Source organism: Neisseria sp. HMSC075C10, assembly GCF_001815615.1.
Taxonomy (GTDB): Bacteria; Pseudomonadota; Gammaproteobacteria; order Burkholderiales; family Neisseriaceae; genus Neisseria; species Neisseria subflava_A.
In genome coordinates this window covers 14,521-39,073 of record NZ_KV821258.1, presented here as the reverse complement: position 1 = coordinate 39,073, position 24,553 = coordinate 14,521, and the positions used below count along the sequence as shown (strand labels likewise).

Sequence of the window (24,553 nt, the reverse complement as noted above, 5' to 3'; positions counted from 1 at the left end):
ACATTCTGGCAATTCAGCTTTTAAAATCTGTTCCCCATATTTCCAGCCAAACTTATTAAAATTGAGCTGATACAACTTTCCATCATCGCCAATTTTGGGAGGCACTAAACTGAAATAGACGTTTTCGGCATCCTGACGGGTTGCGTAACAATTATTTCCGACTTGGTAGCCCATTATTTAAATTCTCATGTCAATTAGTATTCAGACGACCTTTAAGGGGTCGTCTGAAATAGGCTTCGAATTAGCGCAATACGCGACGGATCAGCTGGATAGCGAAGATTGAAGCGATAATACCCAGTACGATGGCCGCAACGGATAATGCGTCAGTCTTTGCAGTAGCCAAGTCGGTTTTAACGCTTTCAGGTACTTCGGCCCATGCTTGAGTAGCGAAAGCCAGAGGAGCTGCGGCAACAACGGCCAATTTAGTGCCGTATTTACGGCAGGCATTCATGATTTTCATAATGTTTTTCCTTTTAAAAGTGTTTGGCGGAAATGATGATATTTTTTTCCAGCGACCGCCGAACGCTGAAAATCAGTCTTTCAAAAATCCAAATACGACAAATTCATATTGATTGCCGATTTCTTCCAAACCTGCGTTAACAGCTTCTTCAAAATCAAAGAAATAATCTGCATTCGTGATTAATTTTGTATGCCCAATATCGCCCGTATCAGGGGAGAGATACAGAAAGTCCCCTGTTGATACGGACTGAACAACATAGACTTTCTGCATTCAATCAGCCTTTCTTAACGGGTTGGAAACCGATAACTTTCAGTTTTTGGGTTTTACCTGTAGTAACGATTTCTACGTTCAGGTTTGCTTCGATCGGGAATTGGGCGTTTCGGAACTGCTCGAAATTGGCAGAACCGCCGAAATCGTATTCAGTGTTAGAGCTGCCCAATGCGTTGCCTTGAGAGCTGTCTAAGGGCGTGGCGACAATCAGTCGGCAATAGTCGAAGTTCTTGCCTTCGATTTGTCCGTTGAATTTTTTAACGCCGACGATGTGGCCTTGAAGTTGGATGTTCATTTTTTGGTTTCCTTGTGTGATTAAACGTCTTTGTGGGCAGACGATTTAAGCCCATGAAATAGATTGTCTTGCGAATTTGTCATACATGAAGTTGTTATAGCTTTCTTCATTTGTGACGTGTTTTTGCTGTTCAAGCTGTTTTTCCAGACGATCGTAATATTCGTACATGTCGTAAGGGTCTTTGTACGGTTTGAATGCGGATTGCTCATGAATGGCTTGGGCTTTCAAAAAGGCGCAGTCATAGGCTTCGGGTGCCAAAGACTTTGGCAGCTTGTGATGATCCGGCTCAATCAGTTCAAACAGTTTGGCTTTGTCCAGTTCGGGGAAAATGAATTTCAGACCATTGGCCGCACGTCCAAACTGCTTTTTCACCCATTCAAGATAACGGCCAGCTGAAATGATCTTATCTTCCTTAACCGCGTGAATGCGCGTTGCCTTTTGGGCGAAGCGTTCGCAAATCGGATATGCACCGCCGAAATATTCGCCCGGATTCTGCAAAACTTCGAAAGGGATAACGATGTCTTTTGCTTTGAATTCAATTTCAAAGCGTGTCCAAGTGCTTGTTTTATCGCCCAACTGCTTGCCTTTCTCATAGACGCGGACGTATTTGGACGATTCACGGGAGCCGATACCGTAGGTCTTGCCTTTGGTCATTTTGGCTTCGTCGTCTTCTTCCCAGTCGGAGCCTAAACATTCGCCTTTGGGTTTGACATGATGGCAGGTAAACAGACCTTTATTGCGGTCTTCACGGGCTTGGTTCGGGCTGTATTCGCCGTTGAAAAAGTCTTTGGCTACGTCAACGCGGGTAATTTTTGGGCGGATTGCATTGATCAGGAATGCGAAAAGTCGGGATTCCCATCCTTCTTTTGCGACGCCGCAACCTGTGCCGGTCAGTTCGAAAAGGATGGTATTTTGCTGGCCGCCAAAATGGACGCGACCGTACAGGGCATCTTCCGAACCCATCAACCAACAGCGCTCATAAAAACGACCGCCCGAACCTTTGGACTCCTTGTAGATGCCGAAACCGAAAACTTCTTCAGCAAGCATGGATGCGGCACGGATGAAATCTTCGTCTTCCAACAGACTGACTCTGACACCGTATTTGTCGAAAAAGGTTTTTTCATGGAATGAAAAGCTGATTTGGTCGATAAAGGCAGAATCGGATACACCGCGACGAAGCGGAACACCTAACAGGTTGCCTTTGCCGTCCAAGATGTAGGTTTCGTAACATTCAAAGGATTCTTGAAATGCACCGGCGTCTTCGATTTCTGTACCCCCCCCTGTTAGATAAGGGGGGCGCCATCGGCGCGCGTGAATCCGCCTTTGGCGTGTCGCTTGCGCTGACACCGCCAAAGGCGGCTATACGCGCTTTTGTGTTCATTTCCTTTTTCATTGGAGATGCTCCTTATTCATGATTCCACTTACATATAAACGGCCATATTCGTTAGCGGCGTTTTGTGCATGAAAAAGATGATCTGGAGAAGAAATAGGGAAATTGATGGTTTTAAGACATTGTGTGTGGTCTTCATCATCTTTGAAGATGCGCACAATAAAAGATTTTGGGAATGTTGGAGGTTCTGGATTTACTGTGTAGAAGACGATGCACATAAAAAAGCCCCTTTGTTAAAGGGGCTTTAGTTATGTTAAAAATGCCCCTGTGATAGGGCGCAATATATAAGGCCGTCTGAAAATCTGTTTTCAGACGGCCTTTTTATAGACGGCTATTTCTCGTTTTTGCGATACCATTCAATGAAGGCATCGGGTTTGACAAAGCCTAATAAAGCTTCGCTATGACTGCCGTCGGCGCGGACAACAAACACGCCCGGAGGGCCGAAGAGGCCGTATTCTTTCAGTAAGGCTTGATGGTCGGGAGTGTTGGCGGTTACGTCGATTTGGAAGAAGCGTTGCATATCGACTGCTTCGTGTACCTGCGGTTGGTTGAGCGTGTAGGCGGCCATTTCTTTGCAGGATACGCACCAGTCGGCGTAGAAATCAATCAGCACGGGTTTGCTAGGATCGGCTTTCAAGGCGGCATCCATAGCGGCTTTGAGTTCTCCGACATCGGTAAACATCTTACCGTGGTCGGTTTCTTGGCCGGCTTCGGATGGCGGAACCAGCGTTAAGAAGTGGTGGAGGGCGGTGGTTTGTTTATTGAAGCTTTGCCAGCCAAACCATGAGCCGCCAATCAGCAGTAAAAAGCCCAATACGGCGGCAACCGTTTTCAGACGGCCTTTCTGTTTGCCGGATTTCGCCAAAAGCATCAGGGCGGGAACAATCATCAGCAAGGTGTAGAGGCCGACTACTGCGAAATAAGGCAGATGCGGTGTGGCAAGGTATACGGCAACGGCCAGCAAGATGAAGCCGAATGCGTATTTGATGCCGTTCATCCAGTCGCCTGCTTTAGGCAGGATATGACCGCCGAATGTGCCGATGATGATGAGCGGTACGCCGGTGCCGAGTGCTAAGACATAAAGCGCGAGGCCGCCCAACACGGCATCGCCGGTTTGGCCGATATAGCCCAAAGCAAATGCCAGCGGAGGCGCAACGCACGGGCCGACAATCAGTGCAGACAAAATACCCATGATAAAGACGGAAACGATTTTACCGCCGGAGAGTTTGCTGCTTTGATTTTGGAAATAGGATTGGACAGAGTTGGGCAGCTGGATATTGAAGAAGCCGAACATCGACAATGCCAATATCACCATCAGTCCTGCGGCGGCCAGTACGACCCAAGGTTGTTGCAGCCATACGGTCAACAGCGCGCCGGTCAAACCGGCAATCACGCCGACCAAGGTGTAGGTCAATGCCAAACCTTGTACATAAACCATAGACAAGGTAAACGCGCGGCCTTTGCCGGCTTTTTTGTCGCCCACGACAATACTGGAAACAATCGGCAGGAGCGGATACATGCAGGCGGTAAAGCTTAAGCCCAAACCTGCGACAAAAAACGCCAACAGGTTGGCGTTTAAAGTATCCCAAGAGAGCTTGAAGCGGCTGCTGTCGGGATTGTTTGCACTAGGCTGGGCAGGCATTGGGCCGTCTGAAGAGGCGGACGGTTGTAAAAAGCGGTCTTTGGCAGAAACCGGCTCATCGCTTTGCGGCTGGTAAACCCCGTTGCCTTTTACGTCAAACTCAGTGTCCACAGGCGGATAACACACACCTACTTCGGCACAGCCTTGATAAGTCAGTGTCAGTTTGTATTGCGGCGCGGCTTGTTTGTAAGGTAGGTCAACCTGTGCGGTATGGTGGTAAACCGTTTGTTTGCCGAAGAATTCGTCTTCTTTTTCTTCACCTTTACTGAATTTGGGTTCGCCTAGGATTTTGTCAGGATTGGTCGCTGCAACGATTTTGGACTGGTACATATAGTAGCCGTCAGCGATTTTGAACTGCACGCTGATGCCTTGATCGGTTACATTGACTTGAGGTACAAAGGCTTGCTCTGGAGGCAGCAAATCATTGGCATCTACTGCGAATGCGAAGCTGCTCAAGCCTAAAAATGCAATGAGGAAATAAAGGAATTTTTTCATAATATCCACGGATATGCCGTTGAGAAACCGTCATTATAAATGATGGGGAAAACAATCGGCTTAATTTATGTTAAATATTGCGAGAGAAATCTAATGCTTTTGAATTATATCGAAATAGGGTTGCCCATATATGACCGATAGTCTCATGGTATCGTTCAATTTATGCCAAAGGCCGTCTGAAATGTTCAGACGGCCTTTGTTGCTATTCGGCTTGGCTTTAAGGATAAGCGATATAAGCGTAAGCGGAATGGTTGTGTATCGATTCGAAGTTTTCGCTTTCGACAACAAACGACTCGATGCGTTTGTCGGCAATCAGCGCAGTAGCCACATCGCGAACCATGTCTTCGACAAACTTCGGATTTTCGTACGCTTTTTCCGTTACATACTTCTCGTCAGGGCGTTTGAGCAAGCCGTAGAGCTGGCAGCTTGCTTGCGCTTCGACGTAATCGATGATTTCTTCAATGCCTACATCCGCATTCGCAATCAGACTGACCGTCACATGCGAACGTTGGTTGTGCGCGCCGTATTGGGAAATTTCTTTGGAACACGGACACAATGAAGTAACCGGAACCATTACTTTCAGGCTGTGGCTGTATGTACCGTTTTTGATTTCGCCGGTCAGGGTAACATCATAGTCGAGCAGCGATTGGATGCCGGAGACGGGCGCACTTTTCTTGCGGAAAAACGGGAAGGAAACGCTGATTTTGCCGGAATGCGAATCCAACAGGGCAACCATATCGGCGGTCAGCTTGTGCAGCGTATCGAAATCCAAAGCATCGGTTTGTTTTTCCATCAGGGCGACAAAGCGCGACATATGCGTGCCTTTTTGGTCGGCAGGCAGGAAAACCGTCATGGTCAGGCGGGCGACGGTGGATTGTTCGCCTTCTTTGCTTTTGAGGGAGATTGGAAAGCGCAGGTCTTTGATGCCGACCTGATTAATCGGCAGGTTGCGTAAATCGCGGCTGGATTGCACGTCTGCAATGGCGTTCATGCGTGGTATGTCCTTCATGATAGGATTGTTGAGATGCGTGTGGAGGGAATCGGCTCGTGTCGGCCGATTTGCAAATGCGAGATTATATCACTTGCTTTATCCGCCTGCATTGATTGTTTCTATTTTTCAGATAGTGATAAAATCTTCGATTATTCACATCTATATAGGCAGAGACCCAATGAAATTCGCCACGAAAGCCATCCATTCCAGCTACGATTGCGACGAACACAACCGTGCGCTAATGCCGCCGATTTATCAAAACAGTATGTTTGCGTTGCACGAGATTGGCGAAAATGTGCCTTACCGCTACTCGCGCCTGAGCAACCCGACCCGTCAGGTATTGGAAGATACCGTTGCCGATTTGGAGCACGGTGCGGCCGGCTTTGCGTTTTCCAGCGGCATGGCGGGGATTGATGCCGTGTGGCGTACTTTCCTGCGCCCGGGCGATACCATTGTCGCCGTCGCAGATATTTACGGCGGCGCTTATGATTTATTGGTCGATGTTTATCAAAAATGGGGTGTGAACGTTGTTTTTGCCGATTTGGGCAATCCGGATAATTTGGATGAGCTGCTCAAAGCACACAATGTCAAACTGGTTTGGCTGGAAACGCCGTCCAATCCGCTTTTGCGCTTGGTAGACATCAAAGCGCTTGCCGCAAAAGCCAAAGCAGCCGGTGCGCTGGTCGGCATCGACAACACCTTTGCCACGCCGTATCTGCAACAGCCGTTGGATATGGGTTGCGATTTTGTGTTCCATTCCGCTACTAAATATTTGTGCGGCCATTCCGACGTATTGATGGGCATAGTCGTTGCCAAAACCAAAGAGCTGGCTCAGCCTTTGCACGACATGATGGTGCATACCGGTGCGATTGCAGGCCCGATGGACTGCTGGCTGGTGTTGCGCGGTATTAAAACGCTGGCTCTGCGCATGAACGCCCATTGCCAAAACGCACTCGAAATCGCACGCCGTTTGGAAGCTCATCCTGCCATTGAAAAAGTGTTCTATCCCGGCCTGCCGTCTCATGAACATTACGAACTCGCCCAAGCACAAATGCCCAAAGGTATCGGCGGCGTGGTTACGGTTTATCTCAAAAACGATACGCGTGAAGCGGCCGATAGCGTGATTAAAAACATGAAACTGGTCAAAATGGCTTCCAGCCTCGGCGGCGTGGAAAGTCTGGTCAACCATTGCTATTCCCAATCCCACAGCGGCGTGCCGCATGATGTGAAAATGGAAATGGGCATCAAAGTCGGCCTGCTGCGTTTCTCGGTTGGAATCGAAGATGTGGACGATATTTGGAACGATATTTCCAAAGCATTGGATACAACTTTGTAAATAAGGCTTAAAGGTCGTCTGAAGATGAATGGTTTTTCAGACGGCCTTTAGCAATAATTAAGGAATAGATATGAAAACATTATTCGGCGCATTGATGAGTATGGTGGTTTTGGCAGCTTGTACATCTCCTTCAGCATCTCAGCCTGGACAAGCCTCTAAAGCGCAGGTACAAACTCAACAAACGGCGCAACCTACTTTAGCCGCCAAATGGCGTGTTGTCGCTTTCAATAAATTCACTGAAAAAGAATTGGCAGATAAAAACGCCTATTTGGATTTCAGCAAAATGCCTAAGGCTTATGGCAATATGGGTTGCAACGGTATGATGTTTCAAGCGAATGTAATCGGAGCGGGCAAAATTGATTTTGGCCATATTGCGGTAAGCATGATGCTGTGTGAAGACATGAAGCTGGAAGATGCGTTTTTGCGCAAACAAAGCGTGTGGAACTATCGTTTTGACGGTAACGATTTGATTTTGGAACAAAAAGGCATCAGTATCCGTTTGCGCCGTGAATAATCTTAAAGGCCGTCTGAAAATAAATATTTCAGACGGTCTTTTGAATCTTTATAATAAGCCCTATTTGAAACTGATACCGAATATCAAGGAAACCTATTATGGCAGCTTCTCCAGAAGCCAAGTTTACCGAAGAAAAAGTCTTGTGGATTAAACACCATACGCCTAAGCTGATGACTTTTGCCATCAGCCGTCCCGAGTCCTACCGTTTTTCGGCAGGGCAGTTTTCGCGCCTTGGTTTCCGTGACGGCGAGGGCTTTATTTGGCGCGCGTATTCTGTCGTATCTGCCGAATACGCCGATACGCTTGAGTATTTCGCGGTGTTAATCGAAGGCGGTCCGATGTCGGCGCGTTTTGCCGCGATGAAAGAGGGTGACACCATTTTGCTGGATAAAACGGCTACCGGTTTCCTCTTGCCCGAGCGATTCCCAGACGGTAAGGATTTAGTTATGCTCTGCACGGGTTCCGGCATTGCGCCTTTCCTTTCCATTATCGAGCAACCTGAAATCTGGCAGCGTTTCGACCGTTTGGTTTTGGCGCATTCAGTTTCTTACGCCAACGAGTTGATTTTCAACCAACGCCTTGCTGATTTGAAAAAGCATCCGCTGATTGAAGAATATTTCCATAAATTCACTTTTGTTCCGATCACTACGCGTGAGGAAAAAGAAGGCGCATTGAGCGGCAAACGGATTCCCGAATTGCTGAAGAATGGAGGCTTGGAAGAAAAAATCGGCTTCAAGTTCACCAAGGCCGATACGCGTTTTATGGTTTGCGGCAATCCGGCAATGGTCAAAGACACTTTCCAAGCCCTGATGGATTTGGGCTACGCTATGCACCGCAACCGCATCCCCGGCGAAATTATGATGGAAAATGGTTTTTAACAGATAAATGGTCAAAGGCCGTCTGAAAGTTTCAGACGGCCTTCAATATTAAATATAAACCGAAAATCAGAGAAAATATGAATATCAAACAATTGATCCAAGCCCTGCCCAAAGCCGAGTTGCACGTTCATATCGAAGGGACGTTCGAGCCGGAGCTGATGTTTGAAATCGCCAAGCGCAACCATATAGCGATTCCTTATGAAAATGTCGATGCGGTACGGCAGGCTTATGATTTTCACAATTTGCAGTCGTTTTTGGATATTTATTATGCCGGTGCCGGCGTCTTGCTGCACGAGGCGGATTTTTACGATTTGACCCGCGCGTATCTTGAGCGTTGCCGTGAAGACAATGTCGTGCATACGGAAATATTTTTCGATCCGCAAACCCATACTGCGCGTGGCGTGGCATTTGGAACCGTGATTAACGGCATTGTCCGCGCCTGCCGTGAAGCCGGACAGCAATGGGGTATAAGCACGCGTTTGATTATGTGTTTCCTGCGTCATTTGTCGGAAGAAAGCGCATTTGAAACCTTAAATCAGGCTTTGCCTTATAAAGAACACATCATCGGCGTAGGCTTGGATTCGAGCGAATTGGGGCATCCGCCGTCCAAGTTTGAGCGTGTGTTTGCGCAAGCGCGGGCGGAGGGTTTGTTGACGGTGGCGCATGCCGGAGAAGAAGGCCCGCCGGAATATGTTTACGAGGCTTTGGACTTGCTGCATGTCCGCCGTATCGATCATGGAGTACGGGCGGAAGAAGATGAGGCCTTGATGGCGCGTTTGATTAAAGAGCAAATGCCGTTGACCGTTTGCCCGTTGAGCAATTTGAAATTAAAAGTGTTCCCTGAAATGGCAAAACACAATTTGCGCCGTATGTTGCAACGCGGCGTGTTGGTAACCGTTAATTCCGATGATCCGGCGTATTTCGGCGGCTATATGAACCGCAATTTTGAAGCGCTTGCCGAGGCTTTGGATTTGAGTGCGGAAGAAATCAAAACCTTGTGCGCGAATTCATTCCGCGCTTCGTTTTTGAACGAGGCGGAAAAGGAAGAATGGATACGGAAGATTGAAAGTTTCAATGTTGAATAACGATAAAAGGCCGTCTGAAAAAGTTTCAGACGGCCTTTTATGATGGCGGTTAATAGTCGACTTTGATTTTAGGCGTTTCCTGCGCGGCTTTGTATTCTTCTTCCAATTCAAAGCGCAGCGGATACAAATTCAATTTTTCCATCAGCAGGCGGTCGCCGTCTTCGTCCGGATTGCCCGTAGTCAGCAGCTTGTCGCCGTAGAAAATCGAGTTTGCGCCAGCCATGAAACACATGGCCTGCATGGATTCCGGCATATTGCTGCGGCCTGCGGAGAGGCGGACGTAGCTATGCGGCATGGTAATGCGCGCGACGGCGATGGTGCGGACAAATTCCGTCCAGTCCAAATCTTCGGCATCGGCCAGCGGCGTGCCTTCTACTTTGACCAACTGGTTGATCGGCACACTTTCGGGCTGAGGGTCGAGGTTGGCAAGGCTGGCAATCAGGCCTGCGCGTTCGGCGCGAGTTTCATTCATGCCGACGATGCCGCCGCAGCAGACTTTCAAACCGGCATTGCGGACTTTGCCCAAAGTATCCATGCGGTCTTCGTGTTTGCGGGTGTGGATGATGTCGTTGTAGCGTTCGGGGTCGGTGTCGAGGTTGTGGTTGTAGTAGTCCAAACCGGCTTTTTTGAAGTCTTCCGCCATGCCGTCTTCGAGCATGCCGAAGGTGCCGCACACTTCCATGCCCAAGCCTTTCACTGCGCTGATGATTTCGGAAACGACAGCCACGTCTTTGGGTTTGGGTCCGCGCCATGCTGCGCCCATGCAGAAACGGCTGGCACCGCGCGATTGGGCAATTTTGGCTTTTTCGACGATTTCGTCCACATCCATCATCTGCTCTTTGCCCAGATTGGTGTTGTGGTGTGCCGATTGCGGGCAGTAGGCGCAGTCTTCGGGACAGCCGCCGGTTTTGATGGAGAGCAGGGTGGAAAGCTGGATTTCGCGCGGGTTGAAGTTTTGGCGGTGGATTTCGGCGGCTTGGAAAACGAGGTCGAGGAAAGGCAGTCCAAACAAAGCCTCGACATCGCATTTTTTCCAATAACGCGCAGTCGGATGCGGCTTGCGCTCGGTTTGACGGCGCAAGGCTACGGGAGATACGGTCATAGTGTGTTCTTTCGTGTTTACAGCGACGCAGTGTCGCTGACGGCTTGACTGCCGGCGCAATGACGGCAGCAGCAGGTTTGAAATCAATATAAAAGGCCGTCTGAAACGGCGCAGCAAGTGTAACGCTTTTGATAATGTAGAGCAAATGTTTCAGACGGCCTGAAATATGGTCTGCCCGGGTTTGCTATAATCGCATTTTTAATTTTTCCGTTTTCTTATGAATGCGCCCAAAGCCTTCGCCGTACTCGGCCCGACCGCCGGCGGTAAAACCGCACTGGCCTTAAATATTGCCCAATCGTTGCCGGTGGAAATCATCAGTTTGGATTCCGCGCTGGTGTATCGCGGCATGGACATCGGTACGGCCAAGCCGACTGCCGAAGAGCTTGCCGCCGTACCGCATCATTTGATTGATATTATCTCGCCGCTGGAAAGTTACAGCGCGGCGGATTTTATTGGCGACTGCGTGCGCTTGGTGAATGAAATACATACGCGCGGTCGCTATCCGCTGATTGTCGGCGGCACAATGATGTATTTCCACGCGCTGACGGAAGGTTTGAACGATTTGCCCAGTGCGGATGCGGAGGTGCGCGCACAACTTCAGGCGGAAAAGAACGAACACGGTCTGGCAGGCCTATATCGCCGTTTGCAGGAGGTTGACCCGATTACGGCAGGCCGTCTGAAAGCCAATGACAGCCAGCGTATTGAACGCGCTTTGGAAGTCTATCTTTTGACCGGCAAGCCTTTGAGCGAACATTTCACAGAGCAGAAGCAGGCCGCGCCTTTATTAGATTTATGCACGGTTGCCCTGATTCCTGAAGACCGTCATTTGTTACACCAGCAAATCGAAAAACGCTTTTTAAGTATGCTGGAACACGGTTTCCTCGATGAAATGCACGCTTTACGCCGCGATTATCCGCAACTGTATGCCGATATGCCGTCTATGCGCTGCGTGGGCTACCGTCAGGCTTGGGATTATCTCGAAGGCGAAACCGATTATGATACCTTTGTCGAAAAAGGCATTGTCGCCACACGCCAGCTTGCCAAACGCCAGTTGACCTGGTTGCGGAAAATTCCTTTGGCGCACACGTTAGATCCTTACGCAGACAGCGATTATGTTCAGGCGGCCTTAGCCTTGGCGCGTCAGCATTTTCAGGAATAATCCATGCTGACTACGCCACCACTTGCGCCTAAAACATTGGCCGCTCTAAAAGAATTGGGTATTTGTTCACTGGAAGATTTACAGGAAATCGGCGCAGTCCGCGCATTTCTATTGCTGAAAGCGTCAGGTTTGACCGTAACCAAAAGTACCTTATGGCAACTGGATGCATTGGTTTCAGGTGTGGATGTCCGGCATGTTTCCGAGGAGAGAAAGACGGAGCTGGGCGAGGCATTAAAAAACCATCCGCCTGTTGCCGTTTTCCCTTCGCAAAGCGATATGGAAGCCTTTATGCGGCTGGCGATAGAACAGGCCAGACAATCGGCGGCATTGGGCGAAGTGCCCGTTGGCGCAGTCATCGTATATCAAGGCAAGGCAATCGCAGCGGCACACAATACCTGCATTGGCGACCACAATGTCAGCCACCATGCCGAAATCAACGCGCTTGCCACCGCAGGTAAGGCCTTGCAAAACTACCGTTTGGAAGACTGCGACGTGTACATCACCTTAGAGCCTTGCTCTATGTGCGCATCTGCCTTGATGCAGGCACGGGTTGGGCGCGTGATTTATGGTGCGGCCGAAGCTAAAACCGGTGCGGCAGGCAGCGTGGTTGATTTGTTTGCCGACAAACGTCTGAACAAGCATACCGCAATTTTGGGCGGCATATTGGCAGACGAATGCCAAAGCGTATTGCAGGATTTCTTTGCGGCCAAACGTAAGGCCGTCTGAATTTCAGACGGCCTGTCAGCAAAAACATTTTATTTTAAATTTTCGGATTTCCCATGTCAGTCAATCATTACGAAAACTTCCCAGTCGGCTCCATTGTGCTGCCGCGCCGTTTGCGCAAGCCGGTTCACGCCGTTTACGCTTTTGCACGGACGGCGGATGATATTGCCGACGAAGGCCATGCTGAAGCAGCCGAACGCCTGCGCCAACTGGACGAACTGAAGGCAGAGTTAGACTGCATTGCACAAGGCGGGAAACCGCAAACGGCTTTGATGCAGCGTTTGTACAACGAAGCGATTGAGCCGTTTCAATTACCGTTGCAGCCGTTTTACGATTTGCTGGCGGCGTTCGGTCAGGATGTGGTCAAAACCCGTTATGAAAACTTTGGTGAATTGATTGCCTATTGCCGCTTGTCCGCCAATCCGGTGGGGCGCATTATGCTGCATTTGTACGGGCAAACCGATGAAGTGAGCATGGCGCAAAGCGACGGCATTTGCACTGCCTTGCAGCTGATTAATTTCTGGCAGGACGTGGCGGTAGATTGGCAGAAAGGGCGCGTGTACCTCCCTCAGGAAGATTTGCAGAAGTTCAAAGTCAGCGAAGAGCAGATTGCGGCCGGCAAAGCCGACTTTGCTTTTCAACGACTGATGGCGCATGAGTGCCAACGTGCTTTTCAAATGCTGAAGGCCGGATCGCCGTTGGGCAAAACCCTCAAAGGACGAATCGGTTTTGAGTTGCGCATGATTATTGTCGGCGGCCAGTTGATTTTGCAGAAGCTGGACGGTTGCAAATATGATGTGTTTAACCAGCGGCCGTTGTTGGATAAGAAAGACTGGATGATTATCATCAAACGGGCTTTGATGAAGAAATAAAAAAGGCCGTCTGAAATTGAGGTTTCAGACGGCCTTGATGTTTTTCGATTAGCGGTTTTTCAAACGGTTGATGCGGTTGTCCAAAGAAGGATGGGTGCTGAACCAAGAATCTTTGGCTTCGCTGGCAATGCCCATTGCCGTCATGGTTTGCGGCAAATCGCTGGGGTTGCCTTTCAAGCGTTGCAGGGCGGCAATCATTTTTGGGGCGCCCACCAGTTTTGCAGCGCCCGCATCGGCGCGGTATTCGCGTTGGCGGCTGAACCACATTACGATGATGCTGGCGAGGAAGCCGAATACGATCTGCAATACCATGCTGACCATGAAATATGTACCTTGCGAAGTGCTGCCGTCATTGTTACGTGCCACCATGCTGGAAACGATACGCGCCAAGAAGACGACAAAAGTATTTACAATACCTTGAATCAGCGTCAGCGTCACCATATCGCCGTTGCCTACGTGTGCCATTTCATGCGCCAAAACGGCTTCGACTTCATCGCGGGTCATGTGATCGAGCAGGCCGGTGCTGACAGCGACGAGCGAGCTGTTTTTGGTTGCGCCGGTTGCGAAGGCGTTAGGCTCAGGCGAGTTGTAAATGGCGACTTCGGGCGTTTTCAGATTCCATTGGCGGGCTTGCGCTTCAACAGTTGCCAACAGCCACGCTTCTTCTTCGCTTTGGGGCTGGTCGATGACGACGGCGCCGACCGAATGTTTGGCGATGGTTTTCGACATCAGCAGGGAGACAATCGAGCCGCTGAAGCCGACGACTGCGGAATAAGCCAGTAGGCTGCCGACTTGGTCGGTGCTGTTGATGCCCAAGATGGCCAAAATAACACGGATGACAACCAGAACTGCGATATTGGTTGCGATAAATAAGAAAATGCGTTTCACCGATTATTCCTTTTTAGTGTGGTTTGTGAGGTGATTTTTATATGGGCGCATTGTCTCAAAAACTCTATAGAGATGAAACAGCGCAATAGGCAAAGGTATGCAAATTCAAAGCAATTGAAGCAAAGGCCGTCTGAAAAAGCAGTATTGATGGTTAAAACAGCCTTTCAGACGGCCTGTATTGAAAACAGATATTATTTTCCAAATTCCTGCAGCCAGTCTCGCGCTACCAAAAATTGATTTAATGCGGCTTCTGGAGAACCTTCTTCCGGCGTGTATTGATACTCGAAGCGTACCAAAGGTGGCATGGACATCAAAATGCTTTCCGTACGGCCGCCGCTTTGCAGACCGAACAGCGTGCCTCTGTCCCAAACCAAGTTAAATTCGACATAGCGTCCGCGGCGGTAGAGTTGGAAATCTCGTTCACGTTCTCCATAAGGTGTGTTTTTGTGTTTGGCCACAATCGGTAGATACGCTGCGATATAGCCTTCCCCGACCGCCTTGATAAAATTCAAGCAGGTATCGAAATCCCAGCGGTTTAAATCGTCAAAAAACAGGCCGCCCACGCCGCGTGTTTCGTTACGATGTTTCAAATAGAAATATTCGTCACACCATTGTTTGAATTCAGGATAAACCGATTCGCCAAATGGCGCGCATACGTCCCGCGCCACTGTGTGCCAATGCACGATATCTTCTTCAAAAGGATAAAACGGCGTCAAATCAAAGCCGCCGCCAAACCACCAAACCGGCTCGGCATTTTCAGGATAGGCAATAAAAAAGCGCACATTGGCATGGCTGGTCGGAACATAAGGATTTTTCGGATGAATGACCAGCGACACGCCCATGGCTTCAAACGCCGCGCCTGCCAATTCCGGACGATGGGCCGTGGCAGAAGCCGGCATTTTTGTTCCCTTTACATGCGAAAAATTCACACCGGCCTGCTCGAATACTGCGCCGTTTTTCAATACACGGGTTTCGCCGATACCCAGCTTCCCAGTCCATACTTCATGCACAAATTTGGCTTCGCCATCTTCTTGCTCCAGCGCGGCGCAGATTTGGTTTTGCAGTGTTTTGAGGAGGGTTAGAACGGATTCTGTGTGCATGATATATCCTTGATGGTTTCGTATTTGTAAAATGACAGGGCGGAAGATGATTTAAGCTGTTGAAACTTAGTGTTATCTTTCTATTGCTTTGTTATGGGTAAATTTTTGCATGGGGCTATCTTGCAATCAAGCTTGACTCATCAGCAATAGATTGAAAGGTATCGATGATGTTGCGATATCTTTCAGACGGCCTTGATTTATTCAGTAAAAAAGGTATGTGCGCCCAAATAGTTTTTGGCGTAAAACGGGGTGGAAAGTTTTTCGGTTTTGATGGTTTTGCCGCTGCTGGGGGCATGGATGAATTCGCCGTTGCCGATGTAGAGGCCGACATGGGAATATTTGTGTGCGCCGCCGGTATTGAAAAAGACCAGATCGCCGGCTTTTAATTTGCCGTCGGGAATTTTTCGGCTGGCTGCGGCCATATCGCGCGCGGTGCGTGGCAGATTGACGTTGAGGGCGTTTTTATAGACGAATTGGATCATGCCGCTGCAGTCAAAGCCTGTGGATGTGGTGCTGCCGCCCCATTTGTAGGGCGTGCCGATCAGGCCTAGGCTGTGAAGCATCAATTCCTGTGAACCTTGGGTGCGGTCGATATGGGAAATGCGGACAGGTTGGACTTTTCTGGCGGTTGTTTGTGGTTTGTGGGATTTGTGTTTGCCGGTAGTGCCGCAGGAGGCCAACAATAGGCTGGCGGTACAAACAAATAGGGTTTTGCAGATGAGTCGATACATGGTGAATTCCTCCGGCTGCATGATTTCTGTTTTCAGACGACCTCTATAATAATCCTTCTATGGGTAGGATGGACAGGATTTTTGAAGTAACTCGTTTCCAGAACTTGGCTTCGGGCTCGTGTGCGTAAGTTCGTTTTTCGCTTGGGTCATACCAGTATAGTTTGTTGTAATTGCCAAGCGTTACCTGATAGGCGTAGCTTGGGGTGGTCGTTACGAGGGTGCGCTGCATTTGGCCTGCGATTTCGGGACTTTCGATGACGACACCCATTTCGGTATTGAGGCGTGCGGAGCGTGGGTCGAGGTTGAATGAGCCGATGAAAATGCGTTTCTCGTCCACGATGAATGTTTTGGCGTGCAAGCTGGTAGCTGAGCTACCGGTTAAGCCGCGGTCTTTGGAGGTCGGAACGGCGTGGTTGGGCTGGAGCTCATAGAGTTTGACCCCAGCTTTAAGCAAGGGCTTGCGGTATTTGACGTAGCCGGAATGGACGGCGGCAACGTCGGTTGCTTGGAGCGAATTGGTCAAAACGGTAACGTCCACGCCGTTGTGAATCAGCTTTTCTATGGCCTTAACGCCCGATTTTGTGGGCACAAAATAGGGGGAGACAAGGTAAACGCTTTTTTCGGGTTGCTTGAGGGCGTCTTGCAGGCGTTCGGAAATAGGCGGTTTGTGCCGGTCGCGGTCTAAGCCTTTAGCCGGGTCATCGCTGATCAGGCGTGTGCTGACACTTTGCCACTCCATAAGGTTGCTCTGCATTTTTTGATAGAGGTTGGAGTGTTCGATGCTTTGACGGTAGCGGATGAGCGTTTGATTTTTATCTTGGTCGGTGTAATTAAGCTCTGCCAATCCTTTTTGCAGGTTTCCCCGCTTGATGATGCTGGTCGCGTTATAGGCGGAGTGGCTTGCCCAATAGCGGTCGAAGTCTTGGGATACTTCGGTTACGACGCGGCCCGTGGCGAGGATATCGAGGTCGGCAAAGATGGTATCGTCGTTAACCTTAAAATATTCGTCGCCGATATTGCGTCCGCCCAAAATGGTGGCACGGTTGTCGGCGGTAAACGATTTGTTGTGCATCCGGCGATTAAGTCGCGGAAAGTCGGCAACGTAGCCGAGTGCACGCCATTTTCTGAAAATAAAGGGATTAAACAGACGGACTTCAATATTGGGATGATTGTCGAGTGCCAGCAGGAGATCATCCATGCCGTTGGTGTTGTTGTCGTCCAGAAGCAAACGCACACGGACGCCGCGTTCGGCCGCGCGATGAATCAGGTTGAAGAGAAGCTTGCCGGAGATGTCGTTGTGCCAGATATAGTACTGCAAATCGAGGGTATGGTCGGCAGATTCAATCAGGGTGGCACGGGCAACAAAGGCTTCATGGGCATCGTTCAGCAGATAGATATGGGAAACATCGGTCTTGGAGGATGTAGAAGGAATGCCTAATGCGCTGTCCAGCCGCGGCGTTGCAGGTATGTCAAGATAACTGCTTTGGGTGCGTTCATCCAATGAAGGCAAAAACGCGGCGCACCCACCCAATAGCAGGATATAAAGAAAGGGAAGATGAAATTTCATGGGGAACCGGTACAAACAATCCCTACCTAAATGACATTTAGGCAGGGATTGAAGTGAAATTAGGTTGCTTGAATCAGCTTAGAAGGCAACATAACTTGCCGGATTGACCGGTTTGCCGTTTTGACGGATTTCAAAGTGCAATTGGGTACGAGATGCATCGGTATTACCCATGTGCGCAATGGTTTGACCGCGTTTAACGGTTTGGTTTTCATTAACCAGCAGGCGTTGGTTGTGGCCGTATGCGCTCAAGAATGAGGAGTTGTGTTGGATGATGACCAAGTTACCGTAACCGCGCAAGCCTGAGCCTGCGTAAACGACTTTACCGTCTGCCGCTGCAACAACTGGCTGACCTTGCGTACCGGCAATATCCACACCTTTGTTGCTGCCGCCGAAGTTGGCAATAACGTTACCGGTAGTCGGACGCTGCCATGTGATGCCGCTTACGTTGCGGCTGCTGCCGGTAGATACGGTTGGTGTATTGGCAGGAGTGCTTGGGGCCGGAGCAGTGGTTGTCGTTGTTGGCGTAGAAAGTTTGCTTGCAGAAGCTGCAGGTACAACGTAGCCTTCAGGTTTTACGCGCAGGGTTTGACCAATGCTGATGGTGTTGTCGGCCAAGTTATTCCATGCGCGCAGATTGTCTTGGGTAATGTTGTAGCGTTTGGAGATGTTGTAAACGGTATCGCCACGAACAACGGTATGTGTCGCTGCATTAATATCAACAGGCGCATAAGAAGGCGTGTAAGTGCCGGTGCTGCCGCTGTTGTATGTTGGAGCAGGTGTACTTGCCGGCGGAGTGTATGGAGCATCTGCCGCTGGGCTGGTGTTGGTATTGTAAGGCGCTGCACCGTAAGGATTGTCAGCGGTAGAGCTTGTTGTTGAACCACCGCTTTGTGTGCCGACGACTACAGGAGCCGGTTGTTGGCTGGCACAGGCTGCAAGTAATAAAACCAAAGCTGCCGATCCGGCATAAGATACACTTTTTTTCAACATGTTAATGACTTTCGTATTCGGGTAATTGTTCTCATCGGGGCATATCATAATAAAAATATGCTTGTTTCTCAAGTGTTCGGCTGTTAGGGACTGTTAAGGCGCAGGGATTTCTGACCAAAAGGAAGCAGTTTGCTCCATTTGTCCGTAGGCAGTCAAGTCGACTTGCAGGGGGGTAATCGTGATGAAGCCGGACGCGCATTCGCCAAAGTCGGTACCTTCTTCGCTGTCGGAAACATCACCGACCGGCCCAATCCAATAAATTTGTTCGCCACGTGGATTATACATGGGAACAATGCTTTGTTCATGATGACGGCGGCCGAGCCGTGTAATTTTTATGCCTTGGATATCCTCAGGTGCGACGGCAGGGATATTGATGTTCCATAAGATGGGTTCGGAAATAGGGCGTTTGAGAAAGTAGGAAAGCAGTATCCAAGCAGCTTTTTCCGCTGTTTCCCAATAACGGCCGCTGGAATCTGCGAGCGAGAAAGCAATAGCGGGAATGCCCATCAGGTAGGCTTCCGTCACGGCGGCAACCGTACCGGAATAAAGTGTATCGTCGCCCATGTTTGCGCCGTTGTTAATGCCGGACAAGACTAAGTCGGGTTTGAAGTCGGCAAGGGCGTGCTGGCCGACGTGAATGCAGTCGGTAGGGGTGCCATTCACATAGTAAAACCCGTTTTCCGCCTGTTTCAGTTGTAAAGGACGGTCTAAAGTCAGGGAATTGCTGACGCCGCTGCGATCGCGTTCGGGCGCAACCACTCTAACATTGGCAAATTCTGCGCACACTCTTGCCAAAATAGCCAAACCGGGCGCAAGATAACCATCGTCGTTTGAGATTAATATGTTCATGTGACAATATTGTGTCTATCGGTAAGATGGACGGTATTGTACTGGTTTGCTTGAGCGATTGTCCACGAATCGGCAACGTTTGGGCGGAAAGGATGATAATGAAACATTATGAGTTAGACCCCAAAGCTTTATTGGGCGGCGTGATTGCTTCAGACGGTAATCAGGAGATTGTTCAGCTTTCACTGCAGAAGAATAATGAAATTCCGGCCTATGAGGCGGATGCGATTATTTTGCTTTTGGTTTTAAACGGAAAAGCCGAAATCAAAACGGTGGATGAAGTTTTGCAAACCGAAGGCTTGCAAGTTATCCGTCTTGAGCCAATGGAAGCGCACAGCATTCGCGCGTTGGCCGATAACACCAATATTTTGGTTATCAAACAATTAATTCACGAAACCGGTCTCAGCAAACGTTTGAGATTTGGAAGTTGCTGTCTGTAATGCAATAAAGGCCGTCTGAAAAGTTTCAGACGGCCTTTTTAAAATTAACTAGATTTATTTCAAACCTTTTTTCACCAAGTCTTCATAACCGCCATGGTTGGTTACGTTGGTGTAGCCGGCTTTTTTCAGCTCAGTCAGCGCGGCTTCTGCACGGCGGCCGCTGCGGCAGTAGAGGTTTACCGGTGCGTTTTTATCCGGGCTGACGGATTTGATGCGGTCAACGATTTGGTCATGCGGAATATTGAGCGCACCTTGCAAATGGCCTTCTTTAAATTCTTCGGCAGAGCGGACATCAATCCAAACGCCTTTTGCTTTTGCAGGCTGTGCCACGCTTTTTTCAACCTTAGGCATAGAGGCTGCGGAAGCGGCCAAAGGAGTGGCAATAGCGGCGGCAAAAAGTACGGCAGTCAGCAGTTTCTTCATGGTTCAATCTCCTATTAGACAGAAAACAAATATGATGACTTTATCAGTTTAGCATTTCATCAGGCCGTCTGAAAGGGGAGTTGGCTTTCAGACGGCCTGATTTTACAAACCGATTAGCGTTGGGTTTCTACTGCTTCCAAAGCGCGCAAAGCGTAGGTATAAGCGGCACCTGCATTCAGAGCGATAGCAGTGGCCAATGCGCCGGCGATTTCGCTTTCGGTTGCACCTGCTTTGGCTGCGGCGGCGGCATGCACGCTGATGCAGCTTTCGCAACGTGTGGTAATGGCAACGGCAATGGCGATCAGTTCGCGTGTTTTGGCATCCAGTGCTTCGGCTGCGGCTGCTTGATCCAGTGCGCCGTAGGCTTGCAGCATTTTAGGATGGTTTTTACCCAATTCGCCGAATGATTTTTTTACCAAGGCGGTATGTTCAGGCCAGTCTTTAAACATGATATGTCCTTTCTTAATGTGAGTGGATAAGATAAAAAATCCTATCTGTTTGTGTTTGATGTGTGTATTATTGCAATAATTGGAAGATTTTAATCGTCAAAACATCTCATTTATTGGTAAAAAAACACTATGGATATTTTGGATAGGCTGGTCGAATTGGCGCAGGTAAAAGGCAGCGTGGATGTTCAATGTCTGTTTCAGGGGGAGTGGTATGTGCGGCATGAACCAAAGCGTGCGCATGGTTTGGTGCATATCGTAACTGCCGGTTCGGGTTATATCCGAATTGATGGAGAGCAAGAGGCAAGGCTGCTGAGTGCGGGGGATATCATTTTTTTCCCGCGCAGCGTAGGGCACACTTTGAGCAGCGACAGCAGTTGTGAAAATTTCGGTGTTCGCGTGCTGACGGCTGAGAATGGTGCATTTAAAGTCAAGCAAAGTCATGCCGGTGGGGAGGCGGCTTTGCATCTTTTTTGCGCACGGTTTGAATATGAAGCGCAGGCGGATATGATGACGGGACTGCCTGATACCGTTTTATTGAACATCAACCATCCGTCTTTGCAGTATTTGGTGACCTTATTGCAATATGAGAGCAGTCAGGCTTTATCCGGCTCGGTAGCGGTTGTGAATGCATTGGCTTCGGTACTGCTGGTATTTCTGCTTCGTGCCTGTTTGGAGAAAAATGAGGAAGCGCAATTAAGCGGTTTGCTGAATGGTTGGCAGGATAAACGTTTGCGGAATTTGCTTCAGGCAGTCGTCGAAAAACCGGAAGAAGAATGGAATATTGAGAAAATGACTGCGATGGCCAATTTGTCCCGTGCCCAGTTGATGCGAGTATTTAAACAGCAGACGGGAACAAGCCCGCATGCCTTTGTTAACAGCATCCGCTTGCAGCAGGGGGCATTATTGTTGAAACAGACGGCGGATTCGGTTTTATCGGTTGCGCTTTCGGTCGGTTTTCAATCGGAAACGTATTTTGGCAAGGCATTTAAAAAGCAATATGGGATATCGCCGGGGCAATATCGTAAAAATGACCGACCCGATGAAGCGGCGGTGCAGGCGGAAGAAATGTCGATTTACTTTATTTAAATAGATGATAAAAGGCCGTCTGAAAGTGTAAAAGTGAAATCTAGGATTTCCAAAACACTTTTCAGACGGCCTTGATTTTAAAGCATGTCAATCAAACAGGATTAGTCCAGTTTTTTGAAATGACGGCGACGTTCCAATTCGCTCAGGTAGCGTTTACGCAGGCGGATGGATTGTGGCGTAATTTCAACCAGTTCGTCATCGTCGATGAACTCAACCGCACCTTCCAAAGTCAATTTGATAGGCGTAGTTAGGCGCACGGCTTCATCTGTACCGCTGGCACGGACGTTGGTCAGTTTTTTACCTTTCAGAGGGTTTACCACCAAGTCGTTGTCGCGACTGTGAATACCGATAATCATACCTTCGTAGACTTTGTCGTTTGGAGAAACGAACATACGGCCGCGGTCTTCCAAGTTCCACAGGGCGTAAGCAACGGCTTCACCTTGCTCTTGAGAAACCAGTACGCCGTTGTGACGGCCGGGCATATCAGGTTTAACCGGTGCGTAGTCGTCAAAAACGTGGCTCATCAAGCCAGTACCGCGGGTCAAAGTCAGGAATTCGCCTTGGAAACCGATCAGGCCGCGGGCAGGAATGTGGTACTCCAGACGGGTACGGCCATTGCCGTCGCTTTCCATATTGGTCAATTCGCCACGGCGACGGCCAAGCTCTTCCATAACGGCACCTTGGTTGTCATCCGGTACGTCCACGGTCAGATTTTCGTAAGGCTCGCATTTTTGGCCATTGATTTCACGGAATACCACGCGCGGTTTGCCGACTGCCAGTTCAAAGCCTTCGCGGCGCATATTTTCCAGCAAAATGGTCAGATGCAATTCGCCACGGCCGGAAACGCGGAATACATCGGCATCGGCAGTATCTTCAACACGCAGGGCAACGTTGGTCAGCAATTCTTTTTGCAGGCGGTCGCGGATTTGGCGGGAAGTCACGAATTTGCCTTCAGTGCCGGCCAAAGGAGAAGTGTTGACCATAAAGTCCATGGTCAGGGTCGGCTCGTCCACGCTCAACATAGGCAAGCCTTTAGGATTGTCTTTGTCAGTAATGGTTACGCCGATACCGATGTCTTCGATACCGGAAATAATCACGATATCGCCGGCTTCAGCCTCTTCCAAAGGTACGCGTTCCAAGCCTTGGAAACCCAACAGTTGGTTGATACGGCCTTGGGCAACCTGTTCTTCATGGTTCATAACGGCAACAACTTGGCCGGGTTTGATGCGGCCGTTCAGGATGCGGCCGATACCGAGACGGCCGGTGTAGTTGTCGTAGTCCAGCTGGGAAATTTGGAGTTGCAGCGTTTCGTCCGCGCTGCCGCTCGGTGCGGGTGTGTGTTTTAAGATGGTGTCGAACAGAGGACGCATATCGCTGCTCTCGTCGTTTTCATCCAGTTTGGCAAAGCCGGACAGGCCGGAAGCATAGACGATAGGGAAGTCCAATTGTTCGTCGGTTGCGCCCAAGTTGTCGAACAATTCGAATGTTTGGTCGATAACCCAGCTTGGACGGGCAGACGGTTTGTCGATTTTGTTGATAACAACGATAGGTTTCAGACCCAAAGCCAAGGCTTTTTTGGTCACGAAACGGGTTTGCGGCATAGGGCCTTCTTGTGCGTCAACCAACAGTACGACACAGTCGACCATGCCCAATACACGTTCCACTTCGCCACCAAAATCGGCGTGTCCCGGGGTATCTACGATGTTGATATGGTAGCCTTCGTATTCGATGGCGGTATTTTTAGCGAGAATGGTAATGCCGCGCTCTTTTTCAAGATCGTTGCTGTCCATGACGCGTTCTTCGACTTGTTGGTTGGAACGGAATGTACCGGACTGGCGCAGCAATTGGTCAACTAATGTGGTTTTGCCATGGTCGACGTGGGCGATGATGGCAATATTGCGGATTTGTTTCATGATGATTTATGTGTTTCAGCTAGGTGCTTAAAAAAAAGATAACTGGTAATTATAGCATGATTCCTAAGTGTTGGCCGAATAGAAGAGTCAAAAAAATGAGGCAACAGTAGTTGAGAATAATTCATAATTAAATTTGATTGATTTTGTTGGATTATTTGCTTTTATTTATGGTTAATGAATGTAAATGTTTTTGAATAATGCAATGGATTCTTAATACTAATGTCAAAAAATTGTTATTAAAAACAGGGGATTAATTTTTCAGACGGCCTTTTAAGCGGGTTAAATTTTTTGATAATTGTTTGTATTTTAAATAGAAAATTTGTCAAAAGTGCTACTTATGCATACAATTACCTCATTCCATAACAACACACGAATCTTCATTTCGTGATTATCAACTTTTAAAAGAAAGAGAAAGAATTATGCAAGGCAACCAAGCAGTTATTGATTACATGAACGAATTATTGTCTGGTGAGTTGGCTGCTCGCGACCAATATTTTATCCACTCTCGCCTGTACTCTGAATGGGGTTACACCAAACTGTTCGAACGTTTGAACCACGAGATGGAAGAAGAAACCACTCACGCCGAAGACTTCATCCGTCGTATCCTGATGTTGGGCGGTACGCCTAAAATGACCCGTGCCGAACTGAACATCGGTACTGACGTAGTCTCTTGTCTGAAAGCAGACTTGAATACTGAATACGAAGTACGCGATGCGTTGAAAAAAGGCATCAAATTGTGCGAAGAAGCTCAAGACTACGTTACCCGCGATTTGATGGTTGCCCAACTGAAAGACACTGAAGAAGATCACGCTCACTGGTTGGAACAACAACTGCGTCTGATCGAATTGGTCGGCGAAGGCAACTACTACCAAAGCCAACTGTAATCTAGCCTATAACATATAAGGAGC

25 protein-coding genes and 1 pseudogene are annotated in these 24,553 nt (G+C 49.0%); 10 read left to right on the top strand and 16 right to left on the bottom strand.

The window, feature by feature from the left end:
• Positions 1–241 precede the first annotated feature (241 nt).
• The 6 genes and pseudogenes from HMPREF3047_RS04760 to folE2 form a co-directional block, all read right to left on the bottom strand.
• A complete protein-coding gene (locus HMPREF3047_RS04760) occupies positions 242–460 on the bottom strand; it encodes a major capsid protein (protein WP_070712353.1) in 219 nt (72 codons plus the stop codon).
• A gap of 72 nt (positions 461–532) precedes the next feature.
• On the bottom strand, positions 533–730 hold the full coding sequence (locus HMPREF3047_RS04755) for a hypothetical protein (RefSeq protein WP_036493982.1): 198 nt from the start codon (positions 728–730) through the stop codon (positions 533–535).
• Positions 731–734: 4 nt separating this feature from the next.
• Positions 735–1,025 (bottom strand): hypothetical protein, encoded by a 291-nt coding sequence (locus HMPREF3047_RS04750; protein WP_070712352.1) that lies wholly within the window; start codon positions 1,023–1,025, stop codon positions 735–737.
• Positions 1,026–1,070: 45 nt separating this feature from the next.
• Positions 1,071–2,328, bottom strand: a pseudogene (locus HMPREF3047_RS04745) (replication initiation factor domain-containing protein).
• Positions 2,329–2,746: 418 nt separating this feature from the next.
• Complete coding sequence (gene dsbD / locus HMPREF3047_RS04740) at positions 2,747–4,552, bottom strand: protein-disulfide reductase DsbD (RefSeq protein WP_070712355.1); 1,806 nt, start codon at positions 4,550–4,552, stop codon at positions 2,747–2,749.
• Between the two features lie 217 nt (positions 4,553–4,769).
• Positions 4,770–5,543 carry a GTP cyclohydrolase FolE2 gene (folE2, locus tag HMPREF3047_RS04735; RefSeq protein WP_049329433.1) on the bottom strand — a complete coding sequence of 258 codons (774 nt, stop codon included), beginning with the start codon at positions 5,541–5,543 and terminating at the stop codon, positions 4,770–4,772.
• Positions 5,544–5,721: 178 nt separating this feature from the next.
• On the opposite strand from folE2, the gene HMPREF3047_RS04730 reads away from it, so the two are divergent.
• The 4 genes from HMPREF3047_RS04730 to HMPREF3047_RS04715 all read left to right on the top strand — a co-directional run bounded on the left by HMPREF3047_RS04730 (position 5,722) and on the right by HMPREF3047_RS04715 (position 9,356).
• Positions 5,722–6,879, top strand: coding sequence for a trans-sulfuration enzyme family protein (locus tag HMPREF3047_RS04730; RefSeq protein WP_070712351.1), 1,158 nt, complete (start codon positions 5,722–5,724; stop codon positions 6,877–6,879).
• Positions 6,880–6,949: 70 nt separating this feature from the next.
• Positions 6,950–7,393 carry an META domain-containing protein gene (locus tag HMPREF3047_RS04725; protein WP_070712350.1) on the top strand — a complete coding sequence of 148 codons (444 nt, stop codon included), beginning with the start codon at positions 6,950–6,952 and terminating at the stop codon, positions 7,391–7,393.
• Between the two features lie 98 nt (positions 7,394–7,491).
• Positions 7,492–8,271 (top strand): ferredoxin--NADP reductase, encoded by a 780-nt coding sequence (locus HMPREF3047_RS04720; protein WP_070712349.1) that lies wholly within the window; start codon positions 7,492–7,494, stop codon positions 8,269–8,271.
• A gap of 77 nt (positions 8,272–8,348) precedes the next feature.
• Positions 8,349–9,356 (top strand): adenosine deaminase, encoded by a 1,008-nt coding sequence (locus HMPREF3047_RS04715; protein ID WP_070712348.1) that lies wholly within the window; start codon positions 8,349–8,351, stop codon positions 9,354–9,356.
• Positions 9,357–9,405: 49 nt separating this feature from the next.
• Here HMPREF3047_RS04715 and bioB read toward each other — a convergent pair whose 3' ends face one another.
• Entirely contained in the window at positions 9,406–10,458 is a 1,053-nt protein-coding gene (gene bioB / locus HMPREF3047_RS04710; RefSeq protein WP_004519884.1) for a biotin synthase BioB, read from the bottom strand.
• Positions 10,459–10,675: 217 nt separating this feature from the next.
• Here bioB and miaA point away from each other — a divergent pair, with 217 nt between their 5' ends.
• The 3 genes from miaA to hpnC are packed head-to-tail and all read left to right on the top strand — an operon-like array spanning position 10,676 to position 13,212.
• Positions 10,676–11,617 carry a tRNA (adenosine(37)-N6)-dimethylallyltransferase MiaA gene (gene miaA, locus HMPREF3047_RS04705; RefSeq protein ID WP_070712347.1) on the top strand — a complete coding sequence of 314 codons (942 nt, stop codon included), beginning with the start codon at positions 10,676–10,678 and terminating at the stop codon, positions 11,615–11,617.
• A gap of 3 nt (positions 11,618–11,620) precedes the next feature.
• Positions 11,621–12,343: a tRNA adenosine(34) deaminase TadA gene (gene tadA, locus HMPREF3047_RS04700; protein WP_070712346.1), complete on the top strand. Its 723-nt coding sequence runs from the start codon at positions 11,621–11,623 to the stop codon at positions 12,341–12,343.
• Between the two features lie 53 nt (positions 12,344–12,396).
• On the top strand, positions 12,397–13,212 hold the full coding sequence (gene hpnC, locus HMPREF3047_RS04695) for a squalene synthase HpnC (RefSeq protein ID WP_070712345.1): 816 nt from the start codon (positions 12,397–12,399) through the stop codon (positions 13,210–13,212).
• Positions 13,213–13,260: 48 nt separating this feature from the next.
• Here the strand turns inward: hpnC and htpX are convergent, their stop codons facing one another.
• From htpX to surE, 6 genes are all read right to left on the bottom strand, one after another.
• Positions 13,261–14,100: a protease HtpX gene (gene htpX / locus HMPREF3047_RS04690; protein WP_070712344.1), complete on the bottom strand. Its 840-nt coding sequence runs from the start codon at positions 14,098–14,100 to the stop codon at positions 13,261–13,263.
• Between the two features lie 191 nt (positions 14,101–14,291).
• Positions 14,292–15,200 (bottom strand): oxygen-dependent coproporphyrinogen oxidase, encoded by a 909-nt coding sequence (gene hemF / locus HMPREF3047_RS04685; RefSeq protein ID WP_070712343.1) that lies wholly within the window; start codon positions 15,198–15,200, stop codon positions 14,292–14,294.
• A gap of 197 nt (positions 15,201–15,397) precedes the next feature.
• The gene (locus HMPREF3047_RS04680) at positions 15,398–15,931 is read right to left on the bottom strand and encodes a C40 family peptidase (protein WP_070712354.1); all 534 of its coding nucleotides are present in this window, start codon (positions 15,929–15,931) and stop codon (positions 15,398–15,400) included.
• Positions 15,932–15,974: 43 nt separating this feature from the next.
• A complete protein-coding gene (locus HMPREF3047_RS04675; protein ID WP_070712342.1) occupies positions 15,975–17,498 on the bottom strand; it encodes a phospholipase D family protein in 1,524 nt (507 codons plus the stop codon).
• 78 nt (positions 17,499–17,576) lie between these two features.
• The gene (locus HMPREF3047_RS04670) at positions 17,577–18,488 is read right to left on the bottom strand and encodes a peptidoglycan DD-metalloendopeptidase family protein (protein WP_070712341.1); all 912 of its coding nucleotides are present in this window, start codon (positions 18,486–18,488) and stop codon (positions 17,577–17,579) included.
• A gap of 93 nt (positions 18,489–18,581) precedes the next feature.
• The gene (surE, locus tag HMPREF3047_RS04665) at positions 18,582–19,337 is read right to left on the bottom strand and encodes a 5'/3'-nucleotidase SurE (protein ID WP_070712340.1); all 756 of its coding nucleotides are present in this window, start codon (positions 19,335–19,337) and stop codon (positions 18,582–18,584) included.
• Positions 19,338–19,435: 98 nt separating this feature from the next.
• Here surE and HMPREF3047_RS04660 point away from each other — a divergent pair, with 98 nt between their 5' ends.
• The gene (locus HMPREF3047_RS04660; protein ID WP_004520298.1) at positions 19,436–19,774 is read left to right on the top strand and encodes a cupin domain-containing protein; all 339 of its coding nucleotides are present in this window, start codon (positions 19,436–19,438) and stop codon (positions 19,772–19,774) included.
• A gap of 54 nt (positions 19,775–19,828) precedes the next feature.
• On the opposite strand, the gene HMPREF3047_RS04655 is transcribed toward HMPREF3047_RS04660, so the two are convergent.
• Positions 19,829–20,197 (bottom strand): rhodanese-like domain-containing protein, encoded by a 369-nt coding sequence (locus HMPREF3047_RS04655; RefSeq protein WP_070608906.1) that lies wholly within the window; start codon positions 20,195–20,197, stop codon positions 19,829–19,831.
• A gap of 113 nt (positions 20,198–20,310) precedes the next feature.
• A complete protein-coding gene (locus tag HMPREF3047_RS04650) occupies positions 20,311–20,646 on the bottom strand; it encodes a carboxymuconolactone decarboxylase family protein (RefSeq protein WP_003680742.1) in 336 nt (111 codons plus the stop codon).
• A gap of 129 nt (positions 20,647–20,775) precedes the next feature.
• On the opposite strand from HMPREF3047_RS04650, the gene HMPREF3047_RS04645 reads away from it, so the two are divergent.
• Positions 20,776–21,732, top strand: a complete 957-nt coding sequence (locus tag HMPREF3047_RS04645) for a cupin domain-containing protein (protein ID WP_070712339.1) — start codon at positions 20,776–20,778, stop codon at positions 21,730–21,732.
• Positions 21,733–21,833: 101 nt separating this feature from the next.
• On the opposite strand, the gene typA is transcribed toward HMPREF3047_RS04645, so the two are convergent.
• A complete protein-coding gene (gene typA / locus HMPREF3047_RS04640; RefSeq protein WP_070712338.1) occupies positions 21,834–23,645 on the bottom strand; it encodes a translational GTPase TypA in 1,812 nt (603 codons plus the stop codon).
• Between the two features lie 419 nt (positions 23,646–24,064).
• On the opposite strand from typA, the gene bfr reads away from it, so the two are divergent.
• A complete protein-coding gene (gene bfr / locus HMPREF3047_RS04635) occupies positions 24,065–24,529 on the top strand; it encodes a bacterioferritin (RefSeq protein ID WP_070461824.1) in 465 nt (154 codons plus the stop codon).
• Positions 24,530–24,553: the final 24 nt, after the last annotated feature.

Excerpts from the sequence above, each read along its gene's own strand:
- hpnC (WP_070712345.1), top strand. The coding sequence starts at position 12,397 with ATGTCAGTCAATCATTACGAAAACTTCCCAGTCGGCTCCATTGTGCTG.
- HMPREF3047_RS04750 (WP_070712352.1), bottom strand. The coding sequence starts at position 1,025 with ATGAACATCCAACTTCAAGGCCACATCGTCGGCGTTAAAAAATTCAAC.
- HMPREF3047_RS04715 (WP_070712348.1), top strand. The coding sequence starts at position 8,349 with ATGAATATCAAACAATTGATCCAAGCCCTGCCCAAAGCCGAGTTGCAC.
- miaA (WP_070712347.1), top strand. The coding sequence starts at position 10,676 with ATGAATGCGCCCAAAGCCTTCGCCGTACTCGGCCCGACCGCCGGCGGT.
- folE2 (WP_049329433.1), bottom strand. The coding sequence starts at position 5,543 with ATGAACGCCATTGCAGACGTGCAATCCAGCCGCGATTTACGCAACCTG.
- HMPREF3047_RS04730 (WP_070712351.1), top strand. The coding sequence starts at position 5,722 with ATGAAATTCGCCACGAAAGCCATCCATTCCAGCTACGATTGCGACGAA.
- HMPREF3047_RS04660 (WP_004520298.1), top strand. The coding sequence starts at position 19,436 with ATGAAACATTATGAGTTAGACCCCAAAGCTTTATTGGGCGGCGTGATT.
- HMPREF3047_RS04760 (WP_070712353.1), bottom strand. The coding sequence starts at position 460 with ATGAAAATCATGAATGCCTGCCGTAAATACGGCACTAAATTGGCCGTT.
- HMPREF3047_RS04670 (WP_070712341.1), bottom strand. The coding sequence starts at position 18,488 with ATGTTGAAAAAAAGTGTATCTTATGCCGGATCGGCAGCTTTGGTTTTA.
- hemF (WP_070712343.1), bottom strand. The coding sequence starts at position 15,200 with ATGCACACAGAATCCGTTCTAACCCTCCTCAAAACACTGCAAAACCAA.
- bfr (WP_070461824.1), top strand. The coding sequence starts at position 24,065 with ATGCAAGGCAACCAAGCAGTTATTGATTACATGAACGAATTATTGTCT.
- HMPREF3047_RS04720 (WP_070712349.1), top strand. The coding sequence starts at position 7,492 with ATGGCAGCTTCTCCAGAAGCCAAGTTTACCGAAGAAAAAGTCTTGTGG.
- HMPREF3047_RS04645 (WP_070712339.1), top strand. The coding sequence starts at position 20,776 with ATGGATATTTTGGATAGGCTGGTCGAATTGGCGCAGGTAAAAGGCAGC.
- HMPREF3047_RS04675 (WP_070712342.1), bottom strand. The coding sequence starts at position 17,498 with ATGAAATTTCATCTTCCCTTTCTTTATATCCTGCTATTGGGTGGGTGC.
- HMPREF3047_RS04680 (WP_070712354.1), bottom strand. The coding sequence starts at position 15,931 with ATGTATCGACTCATCTGCAAAACCCTATTTGTTTGTACCGCCAGCCTA.
- surE (WP_070712340.1), bottom strand. The coding sequence starts at position 19,337 with ATGAACATATTAATCTCAAACGACGATGGTTATCTTGCGCCCGGTTTG.
- HMPREF3047_RS04655 (WP_070608906.1), bottom strand. The coding sequence starts at position 20,197 with ATGAAGAAACTGCTGACTGCCGTACTTTTTGCCGCCGCTATTGCCACT.
- typA (WP_070712338.1), bottom strand. The coding sequence starts at position 23,645 with ATGAAACAAATCCGCAATATTGCCATCATCGCCCACGTCGACCATGGC.
- tadA (WP_070712346.1), top strand. The coding sequence starts at position 11,621 with ATGCTGACTACGCCACCACTTGCGCCTAAAACATTGGCCGCTCTAAAA.
- dsbD (WP_070712355.1), bottom strand. The coding sequence starts at position 4,552 with ATGAAAAAATTCCTTTATTTCCTCATTGCATTTTTAGGCTTGAGCAGC.
- HMPREF3047_RS04650 (WP_003680742.1), bottom strand. The coding sequence starts at position 20,646 with ATGTTTAAAGACTGGCCTGAACATACCGCCTTGGTAAAAAAATCATTC.
- HMPREF3047_RS04725 (WP_070712350.1), top strand. The coding sequence starts at position 6,950 with ATGAAAACATTATTCGGCGCATTGATGAGTATGGTGGTTTTGGCAGCT.
- HMPREF3047_RS04755 (WP_036493982.1), bottom strand. The coding sequence starts at position 730 with ATGCAGAAAGTCTATGTTGTTCAGTCCGTATCAACAGGGGACTTTCTG.
- bioB (WP_004519884.1), bottom strand. The coding sequence starts at position 10,458 with ATGACCGTATCTCCCGTAGCCTTGCGCCGTCAAACCGAGCGCAAGCCG.